We start from the raw sequence: 21,188 nt of genomic DNA on the forward strand, positions 1-21,188 counted from the left end.
GTTTGCTTGGATCTTCTATCTACTACTAGCGCCAATAAGTCGAAGACAAGTTCGATAAGATTTTCTAAAAGTACCCACTAAATAAGTATCACGCTAACCAATGAACTCACTATCAGTAAACGAACTAAAAGAGAAGATCAGCAGTCTAGAAAAGAAACTCGCGCAGGCTGAAACGGCAAATAAGAACAATAAAGCTTGGATATCTTTGCTTTCACATGATTTTAGAGGGTTTTTCGCCAACCTAACCTGGCTTTCGAATTTGTATGAAAACAAAACGATTCCTCTTGAGGCATTTGTTGATTTGATACCCGAATTGGATCAAAATGCACAGAAGAATTTAACCGCGTTAGAGGATACTTTCTTAGCTCTAAAATTTTTGATTGAAAAAGAATCGGTAGGCAAAGATTCCATTTCGCTAGTAGATAGCTTTGCTAGACTTAAGGCCTTTTTTAATGAGCCGCTTTTAAAGAAAGAGCTTAGTTTCACGTTCGTGGGAGAGCAGGATTGTAGCGTTATTGGGAACGAGGTGATTCTTAGTAGTGTCCTTCGAAAAGTGGTGGACAATGCCATTAAGTATTCCCATCGAGGAGGAGAGATTTATTTTCATGTCGAAACGACTAGGGGCAACCGATGTCAAGTTCGAATCCAGGATTTCGGAAGCGGTATTGATGAGCATACCCTTGGTCAAGTGTTTTCTTTTGATGTGGTTTCTGCCAGAGGAACGGATGGAGAAATTGGAGCTGGCATTGGTTTGGTATTAGTAAAGGAAGCTTTACACACTATAGGAGGGGAGGTCTCAATCGAGTCCACGAAGGACAAAGGCACCCAAGTAAAGATAATTTTGTAAATAATTTTTTTTAGCCATGAAGTCACTTACGATCTTAATCGCAGATGATCATAATATTATTCATTTAGGATTAGCGAGCGTAATCAATAAAATAAGTCCGGAGGCAAAAGTTCGCCATGCGATTGATTTCCCATCCGTTCTAGATTTGGTTCGAGAACATCCGTTTGATTTAATCATTATGGATGTAAATATGCCTAGTGGCAACTTCCAATCCACACTTTCACACGTAAAACAAATTCAGCCACAAGTAAAAGTTCTAGCTTTTTCTTCTGCAGATGAATCTCTCTTTGCACCTCGATTTATTAAGCAAGGAGCCGATGGATATTTGAATAAACTCTCTTCAGAATCTGAGCTCAAGATCGCCATTGAAAGTATGTTGAATTCAGGAACTTATTTCAGCCCTAAGGTGAAGGACATCCTAATCCAGGATTCTATAAGCGCAGGCAATAGCTACAAGAACCCTTTAGACGTTTTGACGGATCGAGAACTTGAAATAGCCACGCTCTTAATTAATGGGGATTCTTTAAAGACCATCCATGAGAAGCTATTTATCCATGTTTCCACAATTAGTACTCATAAAACCCGAATTTTTAAGAAATTATCCATTTCTAAACTTCCGGAACTTATCGATATTTTTAGGCTATACAATTCCTAGATCCCTAATTTCAAAGAAAGCAGCAGTCTGCAATCCTATTACGAACGATTCGTTTTGTGATCCAAATCTTGCATTTGCTCGCAAATACAACTCATTGAGCGCTAAGGGAAGGTTCGCACTTTTGAATTCCTTTTTTTACTTTTCCATTTCGGATTTCCTTTTTTGAAGTCAAGATCTTCAGATTTCAAGACCTTTTTCTTGTAGTAAATTTACTAAGGCAACTTAAAGATTGTACTACAAGGGATTAGGACTGAATAAAATATCTTTGGACATTAAGTTATTACTCGATCGCAACCAGTTTGCGAGCAAAGTAATTTAAATACCAAAGGATGCAATATGAAAAAGATTTTAATAATTGAAGACGATCCCATTCTTCTAAGTACCATCAGTGCCATTTTGAATGTCCGAGGGTATTTAACCACGCTTGCTAAAAACGGGAAAGAGGGAATGGAAATGATTTCTAAAAATAAGTATGATTTGGTTTTAACCGATTTAATGCTTCCGCACTCTAGTGGACTTGAGATTATTTCATTACTTAACCAAGGTAAGGAGAAAACTCCTGTGATTATTATATCCTCAACACGCACCGAAGAAGCCATCATGGATGGATTTAGCATCGGGGCGGATGATTACATTCGAAAACCCTTTACGCCTTCCGAACTTATTCTAAGAATTTCACGATTAATCTAGTTTGCTTTGAGCCCATACGATTCCTTTCCTTTATTTATACAAGTAACGTTAGCTGTTATCGTGCTACTTTTTTTAGCACTAGCGGTAGCCTACATCTCTATTCTAGGGGTGCGTGCAAAAAGCAGTCGGGACAATAAACGCCGAACAAAATACCAAGCGAAATTCCGAGAAGTTTTAATAGATGAAATTTTCACAAAAGAAAATTTGAAAGTAAACAACCTAGGAGTCGTCGCTGATAAGCTTCAGGCGATTCATGGAGATCGACAAAGTCGAAAGCGCATTTTGATCGAGGATATAAAGCATTTTCGCACTCAATTTGCGGGCATCACAAACGAAGCTTTGCAAAAATTGTATTTAGAGCTTAATCTTCAATCGCAGGCCCTTAAGGGTCTTTCTTCTTTCAGCAAACATAAAGTGATTTTATCCATTAAGGAGCTCATGCAAATGGGTATTGTAGAACCGGGGTTCCAGAGCGATAAATTTCTTAATAATAAAAATCATTATATCCGTCAGATCACAAGACTGTACGTGATCGAACTGGAAGAGGGGGGCATTGAAAAAGTCTTTAACAATCTTAATAAACCAATAAGTGGAATTGAGAGTCTTGAACTCTTTGAATCGATCACGAGTTTAGGGACTGCCACGATGCCTGATTTTAGCCGATGGATGGGTTTAGATCGTCCTCTAGGGCTCGTGTCTTTATGTTTGAAATTATCCGTGTATTTTCAGCAGTTTGCAAGCGCCCCTAGTATTGAGAAGCTGCTTTCGAGCGAGAATGAAGTTTTGAGAAATGAAGCTATAAATGCGATCGGCAAACTACTTCAAACGGGTTCTGAACTGAGTTTAGTGAATCGGTATGATTTAGAGAACGAGGTGGGCAAGACTGAAATCATTAAAGCTCTAGGTAGAATCTCAAGTGGAAGTCAACTAAATTTTTTGAAGTATATTTTTGATAACGAACCCAATGTGCTATTAAAGAAACACGCGGCCAAATCGGTGGTCAACCATAGTGCAATTGGAAGAGTGTTTCTCACCAATATGTACAAAAAAGCATCCCTAGAGAATCTACACGTATTAAATCACGTCCTTAATAACAATATCAAATACTAATGGAAGAGGCGGTCATTAAGAATCTTGGCGTAATCTATGAGCATGCAATCTTTTTTTATTGCATTGCTCTGTTTAGCATTTACCTTGTTCTCACTGTATTCTCACGTTTGGTGATTCATAAGAATCGTTTTTTCACGCACTACAGACGTGAATCGACCATTTTGTCTTCTCCAATTGCACCCGGCATTTCTGTAATTGCTCCTGCGTTTAACGAAGCGTTAAACATTATCGGAAATGTCCGTTCCCTGCTCACGCTTGATTACCCACTTTTTGAAGTAATCATTGTAAACGATGGTAGTACCGATGGAACCCTTGAGGTTCTCATAGAAGAGTTTAGTTTAACGAAAGTGGACTTTGCCTACAATGCTTTGATTGAGACTAGGCCCGTACGAGGCATTTACCGTTCAACCCAGAAAGGGTATGCCAAACTAACCGTAATTGATAAAGTAAATGGGAAGTGCAAAGCAGATGCTGCCAATGCAGGACTTAATATTGCGCATCATCCTTATTTCTTAAATACGGATGTGGACTGCGTACTAGACAATAAAACACTTGTAAAATTAATTCGACCTATTCTGGAAGAGCTAAGACCCGTGATTGCCGTAGGCGCCGGATTAAGAATCGCGAACTCATGCGAGATCGATGGCGGTATGATGACCATGGTGAAAGCACCCACAGCGCTGCTCCCTCGTTTTCAAGAACTAGAATATATCCGTTCTTTTATTATGGGAAAACTAGGATGGTCTTATATCAATTCCGTACCCAATGTTTCGGGAGGACTGGGTCTATTTAAGAAGGATGTGGCACTTCGTGCTGGAGGATACGATTCCAAGTCGTTTGCGGAAGACATGGATATTGTCGTGCGAATGATAAAGAATTGCATTGAGAGTGGGGAGCCCTATGCGGTACGTTATATTCCTGAAACTTTATGCTGGACAGAGGCTCCCGAGAGTTTGTCTGTATTCGTAAGGCAAAGAGTTCGATGGTCAAGAGGTCTGTGGCAAATCTTCGCCACTCATTTCAAAGTGCTTTTTAATCCGAAGTACAAACGATTAGGGGTGGTGGTCTTCCCCTATAATTTCCTATTTGAGCTGTTAGCCCCCATCATTGAAGTACTGGGTATCCTGTTTTATATCTGTATTATTCTTCTTGCCCTAGTGAACTGGCAGACTGCTATTATTTTACTGGTCTTTGTCTATATCTACATGGTGGTCATTACCTTACTGTCGGTGCTATGGGACCAATTTGTCTTTAAACAGTACAAAAGCTGGAAAGTCGTTGTCAACTTAAGCTTCATGGCTTTTATAGAGCCCTTACTATACCATCCTATTGTCCTTTATAGCAGTCTGAAAGGCTATCTGTATCAATTGGTAGGAAAAAAGCATAGTTGGGGGAACATGCAGCGAAAAGGATTTGCAAACACAATACTCCCCCTTATATCTGATGAAAAAAAATAATTTATCGCTCTTGATACGAACTTCCATGGTGGTAGGGTTTTTCCTTATCACGGGAGCTCTGAAGGCACAAAAGGACTCACTTTCGATAAAGGATTCCGTACGTAATGAAATTGGCGTTACGCGACTACAAAGTTTTTATGACTCGGGCGCAAGTTCAAGTTCTGTAACTTCTCTAGAGTATATCCGAAGATTTGAAAGTAAAAGTACGCTCATAGGCCGAGTCAACTATGCGGATCGAAATGCCGTAAACGGGCTGCAAGTTGAAGCGGAAACCTACCTAATGCATTCTCCCAAGTACTATTCCTTCGCTTCCGTAAGTGTAGGGGCCAAAGGAGCTTTCCCCGAGTTTAAGGCAGGGTACTCTTTAAACCGAAACTTTAAAAAGGGCTGGGAAGGAGAACTGGGCTATCGATTCCTAACTGCTCAGGGATACGATGTCCATTCCGCAGTATTAGGAGTTGGGAAATATGTAGGAAATTATTGGTTGAATTTGAAGGGCTATCTAATTAAGGACAGTGAGAATTACCACCACTCTTACCGATTTACTTCCCGGTATTATCTGAATGATGAATTAGATTATCTAACTTTGATTCTGGCCACAGGAACTTCGCCTGACGATCGAAGCCGAAACTTTGACGCTAGTAATTTTGGAAGTTTCCTTTCGAAGTCCATCGCGGTAGGGTATAAGAAGAAGTTTAAAAGAAATTTAAGTGCTTCTTTTACAGGAGCATGGAACAATCAGAAGATCAGTGCGACGAATTACTTAAATCAGTTTGATTTATACATTTCACTGAGTAAAGGTTTTTAGAAATTAGAATATGAAGTTAAAACCCCAACATAATACATTTTACAATATAGTGGCCATCGTAGTGCTTGTCTTAGCGCTAAGTGCGATATCGATTATATCCTTTGTCACCAATCGGAATTCTGAGAAACTAGCTGTGGTCGTTACCAATCTATCGAAGAACAAAATAGAAATTGACAGGATTGATAAAGCAATTCAGCTTTTGTACAAAGCGGAAAACAATTCGAGGCTCTATGTGGTCACGCGGGATCCAAAGCTCTATACCGCTTATGTAGAGCAATTAAACGGAGTCTCCGCAATTATTGATTCCATCCATAAGAACGAAGACAAGGGGATTGATGGACTCGTTCAGGATAAGAAACGCAAAACAGAGTTGTACATAAAAGCTAGGCTACTAGCAGATTCTTTACTTAAAGATAGAAAGATTGCCGTTCAGCCTAAGGTTTTGCCGCCTGTTCAGAAGGCTCCCATCGTGATAGTGGAAAGGGTTGAAAGTGCGCCTGAGTCCAAAACCGTTGTCGAAGAATATGCTGTTGAGAAGAAAAAAAGCAAAGGCCTTTTTGGGAGAATCAAAGATGCAATAGCCAATAAGCCTCGGGAAAAAGAGTTGAAATCGGTTACCACTACCAGTAGCGTGCCTAAGGATTCGAAAGCGACCATCCGCGAAGAAAAGGAGCTGCCCACTGCGGCCGTAGCCCCTACGCTTCAGTCCGCTTCCTCTAACTATCCGAATTTAGCGAGATTGACGAATCAGGAAAAATCACTCCTGATGGCAAATAATGAACTTTTTGATGGTCTGAAGAATTTACTTGAAACCCTTAAACAGGAGCAGATCACAATTCAAGCGAAGCGTCAATTAGAGTTAGGCAGCAATGCAGCCACTCTAATGCAGGATTTAAAGAGTAACAATCAATACAACCTTATTCTAAGTCTATTATTGACGGGGATTATTCTTACCATTCTTTTGCTGCTGTACAACAATATGAAAAGGCTTCAAGTTGCCAAATACGAAGCTGAGCTATATGCGCAGCAGAAAAGTGATTTTGTAACCACGGTTTCTCATGAAATGAGAACGCCGCTGCATTCCATTCATGCCTTTACGGATGAGCTTTCGAATCGGAATGTCAAAAACGGAGAAGACTCTGAAATCATTGATGCGATTAAGCTGTCCTCCAACATGCTAATCTCCGTAGTGAACAATATACTTGACTTCACGAAAATGGAGCAGGGGAAATTTAAATTGAACCAAGTGCCCTTCGTTCCTAGCCAAATCATGAAAGAAGTGATTTTAGGTCTTGCCATTCAAGCCAAGAGAAAGAACCTTACAATCACAAGCACAGTGGATGAATCCACGGATTTGAAAATTTATGGGGATGCATTTCAGTTCCGACAAGTTTTGGTGAACACGATCAACAATGCGATTAAATACACGGAAAAAGGAACGATTACAGTTTTTGCAAACTTCAAAAAGATCGATGCCATTTCCGGAATTCTTGAACTTTCTATCGCAGATACAGGGATCGGGATCGCAGAGGATCAGCTACCTTATATTTTTGATGCCTATACGACACAAAACGTGAATTCAGAGATTAAAGAGGGAAGAACGGGTCTAGGGTTAAGTATCATAAAAAGAATTGTAGATTATCATAAAGGAGATATTAAGGTGACAAGCAAACTTGGAGAAGGGAGCTGCTTTGCTTTTGAATTGCCCTACGATATCTATCTAGACGAAGAGTCGATCGCTTCGACTTATAGGAGCGGTACCCTTAGCAAAATACTTCTTGTCGAGAATGACCCACTCAATTTGAAAATATTGAATCTTCTGCTTGTAAATGATAGCTATGAAGTGACCAATTCTCTAGACGGAGCAGAGGCACTTGAGCTCTATTTAAGCAAAGACTTTGATTTATTAATTACCGATATTTCTTTACCGGGATTAACTGGCTATGAGTTAGCCAATCGAATCAGGCAGCTTCCCGAATCCAAAAAAGCATTAGTTCCCATTATTGCAATATCAGGATTTGAAAAACCCCAAGATGGTAGTGATTCCGATTTTAGCTGCTGGCTCACTAAACCTTATGATACAGAGGAACTACTATCTATTGTAAAAGAATGTCAAAAGGATATGGGAAAGGCCTAATGAACTCATAAAGCAAAAAATAAATTATATAACTTTGAGTAACAAAACTTTAAATAAGGTAGACCTTCCAAGTTCTTTATAAGGATTCTTTTTTAGAACTGTCTTTTTAATTTTTAGAACCGTATTAATAATAAATTTAAGGATATGAAAAAGTATTTTGCAGAATTTTTTGGAACCTTTTGGTTGGTTTTTGGGGGATGTGGTAGTGCCGTTTTCGCGGCAGGAGTTCCTGATATTGGAATTGGACTTTTAGGAGTTGCACTCGCTTTCGGATTGACCGTTTTGACAATGGTTTATGCAGTAGGGCATATTTCTGGAGGGCATTTCAATCCCGCTGTTTCCTTTGGATTGTTCGCAAGTGGGCGATTTGAAGCGAAACAATTATTGCCCTATATTGTTTCCCAAGTATTGGGCGCAATTGCAGCCGCAAGTGTTTTGTATTTTATTCTAAGTGGTGCGGATGCGTTTTCGACTGTGGGTCCTGGAGCATTTGCTAGTAATTTTTATGAAATGCCAGGGTATGCAGGACGGAGTTTCAGTATGGCCGCAGCCTTTACTGCAGAATTTGTTTTAACTTGTTTTTTCGTGATGGTTATTCTGGGAGCAACGGATAAGCATGCCAATGGAAAATTCGCGGGTATAGCCATAGGATTAGCATTAACCTTAATTCATTTAATCTCCATACCCATTACCAATACATCTGTAAATCCAGCTCGTTCGACTTCTCAGGCACTCTTTGTACAAGGTGAAGCCTTGAGTCAGCTGTGGTTATTCTGGTTAGCTCCCATTGCGGGCGCTGTGGTTGGAGGTTTAATTTATAAATTTCTCCTTCAAAAGGAAAGAGTTATAGCGTAGGTTGTCTTCGGATTAGGGACACTTAAGTTTTGGAATCTCGCTGCTATAGAATCAGTGTTAGTACAGCATGTTGTTGTAGACTCTTATGGCAATTAGTATATTAGTTCAGATGCGGTACTCAATGAAAAACCCTTTAAAGTGAGAAAACTTATGAAAAGTCCATATACAGGAAAAAAGATGCAACTGATCAAAGAGAAAAGAACAGTCAGTTTCAGAAAGCAAGAGATTGAATATGCAAACCTTAGTTTTTTCTGTGAGCAAAGCAAAGAAAGATTTGTAACCACGGAATTAGAGGAATTGAATATCAAACAGATTCACAACAATTGTCGGGAATTGAGAGCTAATCCATTCCCAGAAAAAACCTAATTGCGAATAATAATGAAATTGTTGTTTGATATTTTTGAATGCATTCTATGAAGGTTGAATTTGGTTTTGTGAGTGACCAATCAAATTTGAAATAGAACTATGCATTAATTTTCCTAATTTAGTCTTCCTATACGAAAGAGTAAAATCTAGTCCAGATATGTCCGTTGAAATTAATAACCGAAAAGTCTTTACGCTGTCCGAAGTGACAAGTAGCATTCAGAAAACGATTCAAAATCGGTATTCTTCTGAGTTTTGGGTAATAGCGGAGATAAACAAACTCAATTACTATTCACAGTCTGGACACTGCTTTCCAGAACTTGTGGAAAAAGAAGGTTCTAAAATCAAAGCCGAGCTAAGAGGAATTATTTGGAACCGAGATTTCGAGTTCATAAGTAGTAAGTTTCTAATGATACTTAAAACTCCAATTCGAGACGGGATAAAAGTTCTACTCCTTGCCAAGGTGACTTTTCATCCGATTTCAGGAGTGCAGCTTAGTATTCAAGATATTGATCCAACCTATACCCTAGGAGATTTGGAGCGAGAGAAGAACGAAAGTATTGAAAAATTAAAGGCAGAAGGGCTATTTGCAGTAAACAAAGAACGGTCCCTTGCACTAGTTCCGCAAAGGATTGCGGTCATATCTGCAGAGTCGAGCAAAGGCTACAGTGATTTCATTCAAATCTTAGATTCAAACGAGTGGGGATACAAGTTTTTCCATATGCTCTTTCCTGCCGTATTGCAAGGTGAAAAATCAGTCACTTCCATACTTTTACAGTTGAAGAATTTAAAGAAGGTATTGCATCATTTCGATGCGGTAGCAATCATTCGAGGGGGAGGAGGCGAAGTCGGCCTTTCTTCATTCAACAATTATGAACTTTCAAAAGCCATAGCGCAGTTTCCAATACCTATAATTACAGGAATAGGGCATTCAACCAACCTGACGGTGGCTGAAATGGTTTCGTATTATAATGCCATTACGCCTACGAAAACCGCAGAATTTTTAATTCAAAAATTCCATGAATTCTCTGTACCGGTTTCTGAAGCTCAGAAAGTGATGGTTCGCTACACGGATCAACTTCTTAAAGCTTCCAAGGAAAACGTATACAATGCAGGCTATATTTTGAAGATAAAAACTGTAGGTGCGGTTCAGCAGGAAAACGAGCACCTTAATTCAATTTCAACTCAGCTTGCACAGCATATCCGTTATCGTTTCAAGGAGGGCAAGGAGCGTGTGAATCAAAATGAAGAAAAGATATTTCGTTCGGCTACTTCGTTATTGGCTGAATTTAAAGTCCTGTTGGATCAGAAGCATCTCGACCTTAGAAATGCAAATCTTCGCTTAGTTGAGAATAAACGAAATGACTTAGCCACCCAAGAAAAGATTTTGAAGATTGTCGATCCTGAGAACACCCTGCGACGTGGGTTCAGTATAACTCGCTATAGGGGTAAAGCTTTAACAGATCCTTCTACAATTGAAAAAGGAGAACAGATGGAGACTATTCTATACAAAGGAACTATAACCAGTACCATAACCAGTACCATAACCGAAACACAAGACTAATGGAGCAGACTATCAATTATACAGATGCTTATAACGAACTTCAGAAGATTGTTTCTGAAATTGAACAAGGCAATATCACAGTTGATCAACTTACTGAAAAGGTAAAGCGAGCGACTGAGCTTATTAAAATTTGCAAAAATAAATTATCGACCACCGAAGAGGACGTTAAGAAGATTCTTGCTGAATTAGAATAGAAATGGTAGTGTTTCACTAACTGTGTAAGTTGAAAAGTAAACTACCTTCTTTTTTTAGTCTTCATCCTCGTCGTCTCTACGCAAAGTATGCTTTATTAGTTCAATCGGTGAAACTCCTAGAGAAGTAGCAATATTTTTAATAACCTTAATTTTGTCTTCTGCGTCTCTTCTTGCCCGTAGTCCACGTTCTTCTTTTGTCATCTTGCTTTCTTCGTCAGCCCATTTGCGAAAACGATCTCCAGTGGCTTGTAGGTCTTTGAAATGGTCATCCAAATTATAGTAGCAGTTGTGTTTTGGTTCTTCTTCTTCCATGGTATTTTTAATTTATGTTTTTATTGGAAATTCTGACAATTTCCTTTGTAAATATACTTAATTCTATAAAATCTTTAGGGGTTGTGAGTGATTATATTTTGCTTGCACAAGATGCTACCGCTTTGAAAACAAAGCTTTTGCCTTTGTGGAGCGGAATTAAGAGTGGTTACAACACGATTGTGCATTGGCCTAGCTCTTGCCAGCTATTGTTGATTATGAAAGTTGTTAGAGTCAATTGCTCTAGTAAGATTCAATCAAGATTATCTTTGACAAGATTCTTGAATCGCTATTCGACTGTGCTTAGTCTGGTAGGTTTGTGCCGTATTTTTCTTCGAACTCCTTTAGTAGGTCTCCAAGAGAAATATTTTCTTGCCGGCAAATTTTATAAAGGGTGCTTAATGGGATGTCATACCCATTTGTGGATTTGATCTTTGTCATTGTGGAAGAGGAAAGTCCGCACAATTTCGCGTATTGATTTTGAGAAATTGTATTTCCGTTGTCATCTTTTAAGTCCACAAGAAATTTTGAAGCAATAAATTGGCAGATATACTTCTGAAGGTAGGCTTCTGAAGTATTAGTGTTATTGAGGTTATTAGTCGTATTGGCCATATTTAGTCAACTGAATCAAAATAAGAGAAAAAGTGAAAATTTTCTGTTTGTGATGACAAATGATTCAGATGGTTTTCGTATCTTTGTAAAAGATGCCACACAGGTGGGGTTTTGCGACTATTCAGGTAGTAAATGAGGGCAAATTCTAATTAGGTTCTACTAATTGTTGCCGCTTTAATGCTAAGGTTCGCACGGACATAACTTATAGGTGAATAAGCCTACGGATCTCTATTTCTGGTTAGAGATACTTCATTAAAATTTTTACGACGTTGTACTTATGGGGGGAGGCTTTTGCATTGAGTGATGTTGGGTTCATTTGATTGCGAGATTTGCGGAACCCCGGTACAGCGTAAATAGATTGAACTATTCTATAAAGTGTTTTCTGTCATTGTTTAATTTTTTTAAAATTTCATTATGAAAATAGCTTCTAATACTCCCGTTATTTCTAGTGCTCCTTCAATTCTTTACAAGGCCCATTTGCATTGGACATGCTTCCTACCTGCAAGCATTTTAATGGCTATAGGATCTGTTAGCATTCCATTTGTACTGCTTGATATCTACCGTATGGCAATTCATGGAATTACATCAATAATTGCCTGGGGTTTGTTTTATCTTTTTGTGAAAGGGTTTAATCTCTTTGTTGAAACCTATTTTACAACCATTACGGTAACTAAAGATCATCTCACCGTTTCTAAGGGATTTATGTATCGTAGAGAAACAGATCTTCCCATCAGAAAAATTCAAGGAAGTCATTTAACGATTCCTTTAGTAGGACAATGTCTTAACTACGGTAGATTGTATGTAGCCACTGTTGGTTTTTGGTGTGCTTTACGTGTCGCACATCCAAGAAAACTCCGAAATGTTCTGGTGAGCATTTCAAACTGATAGACTGCTTCGCTGTTTGAAATTGTAGCTTCCTATTTTGAACTACATTCTAATCATTATACAAGAGCTCAATTGGTAGACCTGGCTATTTTAGTCAGGTCTATTTTTTCATCATAGTTCTATATTACTTGCTTCCATTAATATAAATGTTTTTGTGACCTTCTTTGTCCTTGATTTGTACGACATTTTCTTTTAGTAGATTCCTCATGACGCCAGAGATATACTTTGAAATATCCTTAGAATCGCTGATTTGCTCTAGTTTAACTAGTTCCTCTTTTATTTCAGCTACAGTTTTTCCAGACCGTAAAAATCCACCTTGAATTATAAGGGATCTTATTTTAGCGGTTAATTGAATTTTATTTCTGCCCTCTTCTTCTGCTGGCAAGCTAACCTTCGGAATTAGTTCTATCCCAAACTCTTTAAAATTTCCAAAGTCATAACCGACTGCCTTCGCATATTCTACGTAATAATCAATGTTTGTCGTTTTGCCATTCTCTATTGAATGTATAGTATTTAAAGTTGCAGTGGTCATTAATTCAAGATCACTTAAAGAATAACGTAGTTTTAATCTTTCGGCCTTTAATTTACGGCCAAGCTTGATTCGAAATTCGGGCGATACAAGACGGCTATTTCTAGTTTTCTTCATTTGAAGTATTCATTATTTTTATTTAATTAGATAAAAATTTGCGCGGTATTCTAAGTTTTACTATATTTGTATTAATAATAAAACCAGAAAAATGCGACTTTAAATTACAGAGTCTTGTTATCTAAAACAGCTATTTTTAAGATGACGCAAGACCATTGGGAAGTCGCTACCTTGTATTTTGTATATTTGCAATCTATAGGGTAGTCTCCCTATTGGATGCTTCGTCAACGGTTCATAGCTGTACCAAGATAAAAGTGGAAGATAGGTAGCTACCCTATTTCTTATTAGGACTTCTGTTGTACTTCTAAAATTCGGACAGGAGAAATCATTTCCCTTTTCCGCACATTGCCAACATTGCCCACTTTTGATAGTGGGGTAGAGACAACATTGCCTATTTAGGTAACTGATTCTACATTTCCCAATCAAAAAGCAACCCAGCCCTTCAATTTGAGGTTGACGGAACTTACTATCTGCTAAACTAACTCGCACGTTAAAAGTAAGATGTTTTTTCCACTTACCCAAATCGATTGAAGATTGATTTGCGGGTAGTGTTGGTTTTTTCTTTCAAACTATTTAGTCAGGTGTTTAAAACCCCTGATATTGAGCATCAGATGGCTTTCGATGCCATCTTTCAACCCATCTTTACATTCATATCTTCATTATATTTTTTTGGGAAGGATTTTCCTTCGCAATGGAGAAGCTATATGCCGATGAGAGGGGAAATCTAACTCCAAAAAAGAGCTAAGCTCAGATGCCAATAACTTACGTTTATGCATAAAAATGCCCTTTCCCCAAAGTTTGGAAGCCGATGAGGAAAGAGCGTGGTCTTAATAATTGTTTAACCAAAAAAACCAAGAACAAAACTATGAAAAGAAAGTTTTGCAGGGACACTTTATCCCTATTATTTTTAGTACTTCTATTTCTCCAGATTCCTGCGCAGCAGAGAACTTTCAAAGTAGGGGATGTACTTCCCGAAGATTTCTGGACAAAAAGCCATCAAATCGTGAATAGTTCTGAGAAATCAATTAGTCTTTCCGATCATCGAGGCAAATTAATTTTGCTTGATTTCTGGAATACATGGTGCAGTGCTTGCTTAATTGCTTTTCCTAAAATGGAAAAACTGCAAGAACAGTTTGGAGATCAGATTTTCATTCAAGCCGTAACAGGGCAGGACCGCCTACTTCTTGACAAATTCTTTTCGTCAAAAAATGGTCAAAGATTTAAGGGTATTAAGTCCGTTACAGAGGATAAATACTTCAATCAAGTATTCCCTCATATCGGTGAACCTTTCATTGTGTGGATTAAAGATGGAAAGGTTGTCAATACGACAGATGGTCAGCAGGTTACCAGTGCAAATATTACTGAAGTCTTAAAAGGGCATTCAGAAAGCCTTCAGACAGTTATTAGTATAGACAGGAAAAGACCTTTTATGCTAGATGAAAATTTTGATCGACAACGAAATGTGTCGATGCTTAATTACTCTATTTTCATGAAAGGGCATGTCCCTGGTATTGGTAGTGGAGGTAAATATAAATATTCTGCTTCCAAAAAAGAAATCGGACGTCAGTTCACAAATTTACCATTGAGTGATATTTTTTTTGGAATTGGACTTAAAGCCTTCAATTCGATTAAGTCCGAGGGTCGTTTCAATAAAAAGAGAATGATTCTCAATCTTAAAGATCCTTCCAAGTTTTATGCAAAAAATGTGTCAGATGGAACCTTTGAAAATTCTGATCTATACAGTTTTGAGCACAATGTACCAGACGACAAGGCAGATTCACTCTATGTAAATATGCTTGACGTACTTGATCGCTATTCTAATTATAATGCTAAGATCAAAGTATTGCAAACGGATTGTCTTGTCTTAAAGAGGACGACAGATAAAAATTTAATTGCAACCAAGGGCGGAAAGCTAATATCAACCTTCCTGCAAGAACCTTCCATTTTGCAAAATGCTCCTATTTGGCACATGGTCAACATGATTAATGGAAATACTCCAATCGAATTTCTGCTAATTGACGAAACGGATATCGCTGAAAATGTTGATTTAAAGATTTCTGGAGTTTTTTCTGTAGAACAGTTAATAAGAGAATTAGCTCCCTACGGGCTAACCATCGTTAGAGAAAATCGACCCTTAGAAATGCTTGTGATTTCAGAAAAATAATTGATAAGATTCTAAACTAAACACTAACTAAACTATGAGATATTTATTACTATTTCTGCTAGCAGGTTGCTGGCTGACTTTAAGCGCGCAGATGTCAATTTCAGGAACTGTCATTGATGGAAGCACTGGTGAGCCTGTCGTCGATGTGAATGTCCAGGCAAAGGATAATAGAATTGTACCTACCGATCAATTTGGAAAATTCAAAGTTTCTGTTAAGGAAACAAAGGGTAGTTTGTCTTTTTCCAAAAGTGGATTTGAAACTCATACCACTAATTATGATGTTCAACTGGGTGCCCAAATAAAAGTGATTTTGTATGAAAGAATGCAAGATATTGAGGGGATCACGCTATCTACTGGTTACCAAAGCATACCTAAGGAACGATCCACTGGATCCTTTTCATTGGTTAGTAATGATATGCTGAGTAAACAGGTGACCATGAATATCATGGATCGACTTCCTGCTGTTGCTAATGGAGTTATGGTTTCAAATGGAACTTCTTCTGGTCAGCCCCAATTAATGGTTAGGGGGCTTAGCACAATCAAAGGACCCAAATCCCCACTTATTGTTTTAGACAATTTCCCCTATGAAGGAGATTTAGCTGCAATTAACCCTGATCTGGTTGAAAATATTACGATTTTAAAGGATGCTGCTGCTTCTAGTATTTGGGGTGCGAGGGCTGCTAATGGCGTAATCGTGATAACCACTAAGAAAGGGAGTTTTGCAAAATCATTTTCTGCCGATTTTAACACATCGCTTTCTGTTAGCCAAAAGCCGGATTTAAATTATATTCCCTCAATGAGTAGTTCAGATTTCATAGATGTTGAAAGAGAACTATTTGGAAGAGGTTACTATGATAATGATATTAATTCATTTAATCATATTGTTTTATCACCGGTGGTCTCACTTCTAGAAAAACACCGTAGCGGATTAATTGGAAGTTCTCAATTGGAGGCAGAAATTCAAAGATTGAAATCAATTGATTCTCGAGATCAGTTTTCCAAATATGTTTATTCACCCGCAGCGAATAGACAATATTCATTAAACTTGTCAGCAGGTAGTAATAACCTTTCGTGGTCTGCAATGATTGGGTATGATGACAACATAGGAAGTTTAAGTGAGAAGTATGACAGATTAAACCTACGATTTGAGAATAGTTGGAAGCCGATAGATCGATTAGTGCTGTCCACAGGAATTTGGATAAACCAAATTAATACAGAAAGTGGAAAAGATGGAATTAGTTCTGTTTTTGTTAAGAACGCTGGCTTACCCTATATGGAGATTGCGGATAAAGTGGGTAATGCTTTAAGCCTACCTAAAGACTACAACCAAGACTACAAATTGAGTTTGGGTGGAGGTAAACACCTTGATTGGAATTATTATCCTTTGACAAATTGGGAACATGAAAAATCAACATCGGAGCAAACTGAATTGAGATTGAATGCAGGACTCAAGTATAACATCATTGAAGGTTTGGATGCGATCATAAATTATCAAGTACAGAAAAGCACTGGGGTATCAGAAACTTTATATGATGAGCAAAGTTATGCTGCCAGAAATTATATTAATCTTTTTTCAACCATTGATAGTCAGGGTAAAGTAAGTTATATCGTTCCTAAAGGTGGGATTTTCTCACAATCTAATTCAGGCGCTTCTGTTAGTAATTTGCGGGCGCAGGTAAACTTAAATCGCCAATGGGGTAGACATGCTGTAAATGCAATTTTAGGCTCAGAAGTAAGAAATTCGAAGTCAGATTATCGAAGCTCACGATACTATGGGTATGATGCAGATAATAAAACATTTGTCAATGTGAATTATAGCATTAGATATCCCACGTTAATGGGTACATATAGTTCACTTCTAGATGGTGCCAGAATGGAAGATAGGACAACTCGTTTTATTTCTATGTATACAAATGCAGCCTATACATTTGATAAAAAATATACGATTTCGGCAAGTGCAAGGCGTGATGCAAGTAATCTATTCGGTTTAAATATTAACGATCAATGGAATCCGTTCTGGTCCGCTGGATTTGCTTGGAATATTTCCAACGAAAAATTTTATAATTCAGTTTTAGTACCAAATCTAAAAATCAGAGGATCTTATGGTTTTAATGGCAATATAGATCCTGCAATGGTCGCTGTTTCCACGATTAGATATTATGGAGTGTCTCGTTTTACCCAAACGCAAATGGCACAATTTTCTAATTTTTTCAACCCAGAACTAAAATGGGAAACGACCCAGATAATTAATTTAGGGTTAGACTTTTCAAGTCGCAATAGTCGAATTTTAGGATCCATAGAGTGGTATCAAAAGAAAAGTGATGACCTATTTGGTCAAGCTCCTTTAGATTATACTACAGGTATTACTAGCCTCTTGTGGAATGTTGCGGGAATGAAAGGGAGTGGCTGGGATATAAACTTGCAAAGCAAGAATGTTGTGCGTATGTTTTCATGGAATACTTCAATGAATCTAAGTTTTCAGCGAGATGAAGTTACAGACTATTATCTTAATAATATGATTGGTAGACAGTTTGTGATTTCATCTGTCCCTATTTCAGGGGCGATTGGTAGGCCGGTTTATTCAATATTCGCCTATAAATGGGGTGGTCTTGATCCGCAAACAGGTGATCCAAGAGGCTATCTTAATGGAGAGCTAAGTAAAGATTACCTAGAGTTAACAGGGCCTGATACTACAATTGAAGATCTCCATTATTATGGTTCGGCAGTGCCTACTGCATTTGGTAATATCACCAATACGTTTGGATATAAATCTTGGAGCTTAGATGTTGGAATTTCTTACAAACTCGGTTATTGGTTTAGACAAAATTCAATTGATTATACGAGACTTTATTCAAATTGGTTAATGCACAATGATTTTGACAATAGATGGCAAAATCCAGGCGATGAACTTTCAACGAATGTTCCTTCTATTCAATATCAAACAAATAGCGCTCGAGACGAATTTTATTTAGGCTCCGAAGCGCTTATTGAAAAGGGTGATCATATTCGGTTGCAGTACATACATTTAAATTATAGATTTAATCCCTTCCGGAATGCATCCTCAAATTCGATGCAGCTTTATGCTAATATGAACAATTTGGGAATACTATGGAAAGCGACTAAATCAGATCGAGATCCAGATCATAACATGGGTTCTTACAATGCATTACCGCCGCTAACATTTTCTCTAGGTTTAAAAGCTCAATTTTAAAAGTAATTATTATGAAAAAATACTTCAAACTTCTTTTCTGTGTTTTTGTATGTATACAATTAACGAATTGTAGAGATTTCTTAAATGAAAAGTCAGACTCCAAATTATCGATAATTCAAGATTTGAGTGATATTCAAGCTCTCCTTGATGGCTTTGGAACTCTCAATACATTATTTGTATCTGACGGTGAAACAAGTTCAGATGATTTTTATCTAACAGATAATCAGTATAACAGTCTTAATTTTGAAGAAGATAAAAGATTGTATATATGGATGGAAGATAATGTGTCGAAGTCATCTTCACTAGGCAATGCTTGGCTTCACACTTATCGTGCTATTTTTACGTGCAATTCTGCACTATCTAATTTAGAAACTCTCGGAGTTAAGAGTGCAGAGGCTGATTATATTAAGGGACAAGCATTATTCCTGAGAGCAGCTAGATATCTTGATGCTGTGCAAATTTGGTGCGTTGCATATGATGAGGAAACGGCTTCTGAAACTCTTGGTTTGCCATTGAGATTAGATCCTGATATGAATATACCTTCACAAAGAGCTAGTCTAGAAGAAACCTATGATCAGATAGTTAAAGATTTGGAGGAAGCAGTTATTTATTTGAAAGACCAAGAGTTTTCAAAGTTACGTGCGTCTCGACCTGCGGCATTTGGTTTACTAGCTAGAGCTTACTTATATATGGGCGATTATGATCAATCCTTAATCTATTCTGAAAAGGCATTATCGATTACAAATTCATTGATGGATTATTCAAAGTTGGATGTAAATGCTGCTTATCCATTCAATGAGATGAATGAAGAGGTTCTCTTCTGGTGCGGTATGGATTATGAATATCATTTGCGGCCAGCCAGAATTGTGAGTAGTCTTTATGAGAAATATGACCATAATGATCTGCGAAAGCAATTGTATTTCTATTCTGATAATGAAGATGAAATATATTTTAAAGGTTATAGTGCTGGAAGTAATGGTTCAAACGTTTCCGCAAGTGTAAGTGAAATGTATTTAATTAGAGCTGAATCTCTTGCTCGAAAAAATAAAGTCTCTGAAGCGATGGTAGTTTTAAATGATTTGTTAAAGTGGAGATGGGTGCCAGGCACATATGTACCGTTTACGTCATCTACCCAGGATCAAGCATTAAGAATCATTCTGGAGGAACGTAGAAAAGAATTGTTAATTAGGGGATTACGCTGGCCTGACATTAAAAGATATAATCGTGATGGCGCGAACATTACATTAAAGAGGACACTTAATGGGCAAGTCTTTACTTTACCGCCTAATGATCCTAGATTTGCGATTGCTATCCCTGAAGAATTAATTAAACTCTCAGGAATAAAGCAGAATCCTAGATAGTAATAAAGCTGCCTTGCAAGTCGCAAGGCAGCACTTTTAAAAAAGCTTTTAAGGCTTTCTTTCATCCGGGTGAATCGCTAATACTTCATCGTTAAGTAAACCAGAGATCTGAGAGTCCAAAGTTAATCCTGCCGGTACTGTAATGTTACATGGTCGAACACCAATAACGTCACAAGTTGGCGGTGTTTGAACTACCATTATCCAATTGGAAGATTTGGCAAATTCTCCTTCCGCGATGGAAGAACTGTTGTAAGTGTAAATTGTATCTACAGCTTCCTTCTCTGTCATCTGAAATGACATTGTAATTCCTGCTGTTAGCAGGGCGACTACCAACATTGCGTTGGTTCTGAAAAATGAAATAGTTTTCATTGTTTAAAAATTTAATCATTAAAATAAATATTAATAAATTTGGTACTTGACTATTTCTAGTCAATCGGTTGCTATGTATTTGGGAGAACAATGGGTTCTCCCTTGTACATTGTAGCCAACTGGAATTCACAGTTGACAGGTGTCAATCATGCTGCAGCATGCAATTAAGAAGTTCGCGCACCTTCTCAATATCTTTTTTCAGGTTCAGCACCAGATTTCAGTTTTGGTTGGTCTGAGTCTAAGTTTGTGTCTAAATCTGCGTATAAATCTAAGTCTGGATCTAATTCTAAGTCTGAATCTAATTCTAGTTCATAGTCAGAGTCTATTCTTAAGTATAAATCTAATTCATCGCTAGTTATAGAACTCGATATGCTTTTATAAATGCCGTATACTACAATAAGTAATAGCCCTATGTTAACCCCCAAGTTTACCTCCCAAGACCACTTCTCATAGAATCCAATACAAGTGCAGGGTCGGTTTTCAAAAAAGATTAATAGGACTGCATTGTAGAGCGTAAATAAACTCAGAAGAATAAATGTCAACAAAAGTCCTATCTCGTGTGTACTCGTGAAACTAAGGAGCAGAATCGTTAGAAACAATAGGATTAAAACGGTGTACGCCGTTAGTATTCCAATATCCGCTAGATTGGGGGCATGCACAATTTGAGCTTTGAAGTTTTCAAAATCGTTGAATTTATTTATCAGTGTGTATGTAAACAAAACCACAAAGAAAGCTCTGCAAAGTGTTACTGAAATGGATCTCTTGGTTTTCATGATTAGAATTTTTTAACATTAAAATTTATTGTTAAGGTCGGTCCATGGGTATCTGAACAGCACTTAGGCTAGTTGATTTGACCTTCGTTTAATTCTTACCCTTTCTTTCTGAGTTTCCAATAGACCTTCCTTCTCAGATAGGAGGGAGTGAGTTGGTCTTTGGCTAGGACAATTCGAG

The 21,188-nt window shown here is 37.8% G+C and carries 20 protein-coding genes; 15 read left to right on the forward strand and 5 right to left on the reverse strand.

All coding sequences use genetic code 11. The annotated features are described in order from the left end of the window. Positions 1 to 100 precede the first annotated feature (100 nt). The 11 genes from ACX3PU_RS09990 to xseB all read left to right on the forward strand — a co-directional run bounded on the left by ACX3PU_RS09990 (position 101) and on the right by xseB (position 10,680). Positions 101 to 847, forward strand: coding sequence for a sensor histidine kinase (locus ACX3PU_RS09990; RefSeq protein ID WP_459084893.1), 747 nt, complete (start codon positions 101 to 103; stop codon positions 845 to 847). 16 nt (positions 848 to 863) lie between these two features. After that, entirely contained in the window at positions 864 to 1,502 is a 639-nt protein-coding gene (locus tag ACX3PU_RS09995) for a response regulator (RefSeq protein WP_459084894.1), read from the forward strand. Between the two features lie 336 nt (positions 1,503 to 1,838). Further along, entirely contained in the window at positions 1,839 to 2,192 is a 354-nt protein-coding gene (locus tag ACX3PU_RS10000) for a response regulator transcription factor (RefSeq protein ID WP_459084895.1), read from the forward strand. Between the two features lie 6 nt (positions 2,193 to 2,198). Next, positions 2,199 to 3,302, forward strand: a complete 1,104-nt coding sequence (locus ACX3PU_RS10005; RefSeq protein ID WP_459084896.1) for a HEAT repeat domain-containing protein — start codon at positions 2,199 to 2,201, stop codon at positions 3,300 to 3,302. Next, entirely contained in the window at positions 3,302 to 4,759 is a 1,458-nt protein-coding gene (locus ACX3PU_RS10010; protein ID WP_459084897.1) for a glycosyltransferase family 2 protein, read from the forward strand. The genes ACX3PU_RS10005 and ACX3PU_RS10010 overlap by 1 nt, the downstream gene beginning before the upstream one ends. Before the next feature lie 10 nt (positions 4,760 to 4,769). Further along, complete coding sequence (locus ACX3PU_RS10015; protein ID WP_459084898.1) at positions 4,770 to 5,567, forward strand: YaiO family outer membrane beta-barrel protein; 798 nt, start codon at positions 4,770 to 4,772, stop codon at positions 5,565 to 5,567. Between the two features lie 10 nt (positions 5,568 to 5,577). Continuing rightward, on the forward strand, positions 5,578 to 7,704 hold the full coding sequence (locus ACX3PU_RS10020) for a hybrid sensor histidine kinase/response regulator (RefSeq protein WP_459084899.1): 2,127 nt from the start codon (positions 5,578 to 5,580) through the stop codon (positions 7,702 to 7,704). 144 nt (positions 7,705 to 7,848) lie between these two features. After that, complete coding sequence (aqpZ, locus tag ACX3PU_RS10025) at positions 7,849 to 8,559, forward strand: aquaporin Z (protein ID WP_459084900.1); 711 nt, start codon at positions 7,849 to 7,851, stop codon at positions 8,557 to 8,559. A gap of 150 nt (positions 8,560 to 8,709) precedes the next feature. Further along, positions 8,710 to 8,925, forward strand: coding sequence for a hypothetical protein (locus tag ACX3PU_RS10030; RefSeq protein WP_459084901.1), 216 nt, complete (start codon positions 8,710 to 8,712; stop codon positions 8,923 to 8,925). 157 nt (positions 8,926 to 9,082) lie between these two features. Beyond that, entirely contained in the window at positions 9,083 to 10,486 is a 1,404-nt protein-coding gene (xseA, locus tag ACX3PU_RS10035) for an exodeoxyribonuclease VII large subunit (protein ID WP_459084902.1), read from the forward strand. Then, positions 10,486 to 10,680 carry an exodeoxyribonuclease VII small subunit gene (gene xseB / locus ACX3PU_RS10040; protein ID WP_459084903.1) on the forward strand — a complete coding sequence of 65 codons (195 nt, stop codon included), beginning with the start codon at positions 10,486 to 10,488 and terminating at the stop codon, positions 10,678 to 10,680. Before xseA ends, xseB begins: the two co-directional genes overlap by 1 nt. 54 nt (positions 10,681 to 10,734) lie before the next feature. Here the strand turns inward: xseB and ACX3PU_RS10045 are convergent, their stop codons facing one another. Together ACX3PU_RS10045 and ACX3PU_RS10050 are read right to left on the reverse strand one after the other, a co-directional pair. After that, complete coding sequence (locus ACX3PU_RS10045) at positions 10,735 to 10,992, reverse strand: hypothetical protein (protein ID WP_459084904.1); 258 nt, start codon at positions 10,990 to 10,992, stop codon at positions 10,735 to 10,737. A gap of 300 nt (positions 10,993 to 11,292) precedes the next feature. Further along, positions 11,293 to 11,601, reverse strand: a complete 309-nt coding sequence (locus tag ACX3PU_RS10050; RefSeq protein ID WP_459084905.1) for a helix-turn-helix domain-containing protein — start codon at positions 11,599 to 11,601, stop codon at positions 11,293 to 11,295. 414 nt (positions 11,602 to 12,015) lie between these two features. Between ACX3PU_RS10050 and ACX3PU_RS10055 the strand changes: the two genes are divergently transcribed. Continuing rightward, positions 12,016 to 12,486: a PH domain-containing protein gene (locus ACX3PU_RS10055; protein ID WP_459084906.1), complete on the forward strand. Its 471-nt coding sequence runs from the start codon at positions 12,016 to 12,018 to the stop codon at positions 12,484 to 12,486. 124 nt (positions 12,487 to 12,610) lie between these two features. On the opposite strand, the gene ACX3PU_RS10060 is transcribed toward ACX3PU_RS10055, so the two are convergent. Then, entirely contained in the window at positions 12,611 to 13,132 is a 522-nt protein-coding gene (locus tag ACX3PU_RS10060) for a hypothetical protein (protein ID WP_459084907.1), read from the reverse strand. 865 nt (positions 13,133 to 13,997) lie between these two features. On the opposite strand from ACX3PU_RS10060, the gene ACX3PU_RS10065 reads away from it, so the two are divergent. From ACX3PU_RS10065 to ACX3PU_RS10075, 3 genes are read left to right on the forward strand one after another with little or no spacing between them, the layout of a single operon-like run. Then, complete coding sequence (locus ACX3PU_RS10065) at positions 13,998 to 15,296, forward strand: TlpA family protein disulfide reductase (RefSeq protein WP_459084908.1); 1,299 nt, start codon at positions 13,998 to 14,000, stop codon at positions 15,294 to 15,296. 34 nt (positions 15,297 to 15,330) lie between these two features. Further along, the gene (locus ACX3PU_RS10070) at positions 15,331 to 18,507 is read left to right on the forward strand and encodes a SusC/RagA family TonB-linked outer membrane protein (protein ID WP_459084909.1); all 3,177 of its coding nucleotides are present in this window, start codon (positions 15,331 to 15,333) and stop codon (positions 18,505 to 18,507) included. Between the two features lie 11 nt (positions 18,508 to 18,518). Beyond that, a complete protein-coding gene (locus ACX3PU_RS10075) occupies positions 18,519 to 19,868 on the forward strand; it encodes a RagB/SusD family nutrient uptake outer membrane protein (RefSeq protein ID WP_459084910.1) in 1,350 nt (449 codons plus the stop codon). 48 nt (positions 19,869 to 19,916) lie between these two features. Here ACX3PU_RS10075 and ACX3PU_RS10080 read toward each other — a convergent pair whose 3' ends face one another. Continuing rightward, the gene (locus ACX3PU_RS10080) at positions 19,917 to 20,237 is read right to left on the reverse strand and encodes a hypothetical protein (RefSeq protein WP_459084911.1); all 321 of its coding nucleotides are present in this window, start codon (positions 20,235 to 20,237) and stop codon (positions 19,917 to 19,919) included. 185 nt (positions 20,238 to 20,422) lie between these two features. Continuing rightward, positions 20,423 to 21,010, reverse strand: a complete 588-nt coding sequence (locus ACX3PU_RS10085) for a MauE/DoxX family redox-associated membrane protein (RefSeq protein ID WP_459084912.1) — start codon at positions 21,008 to 21,010, stop codon at positions 20,423 to 20,425. Between the last annotated feature and the right edge of the window lie 178 nt (positions 21,011 to 21,188).

The organism is Chryseobacterium sp. A301 (genome assembly GCF_054489425.1).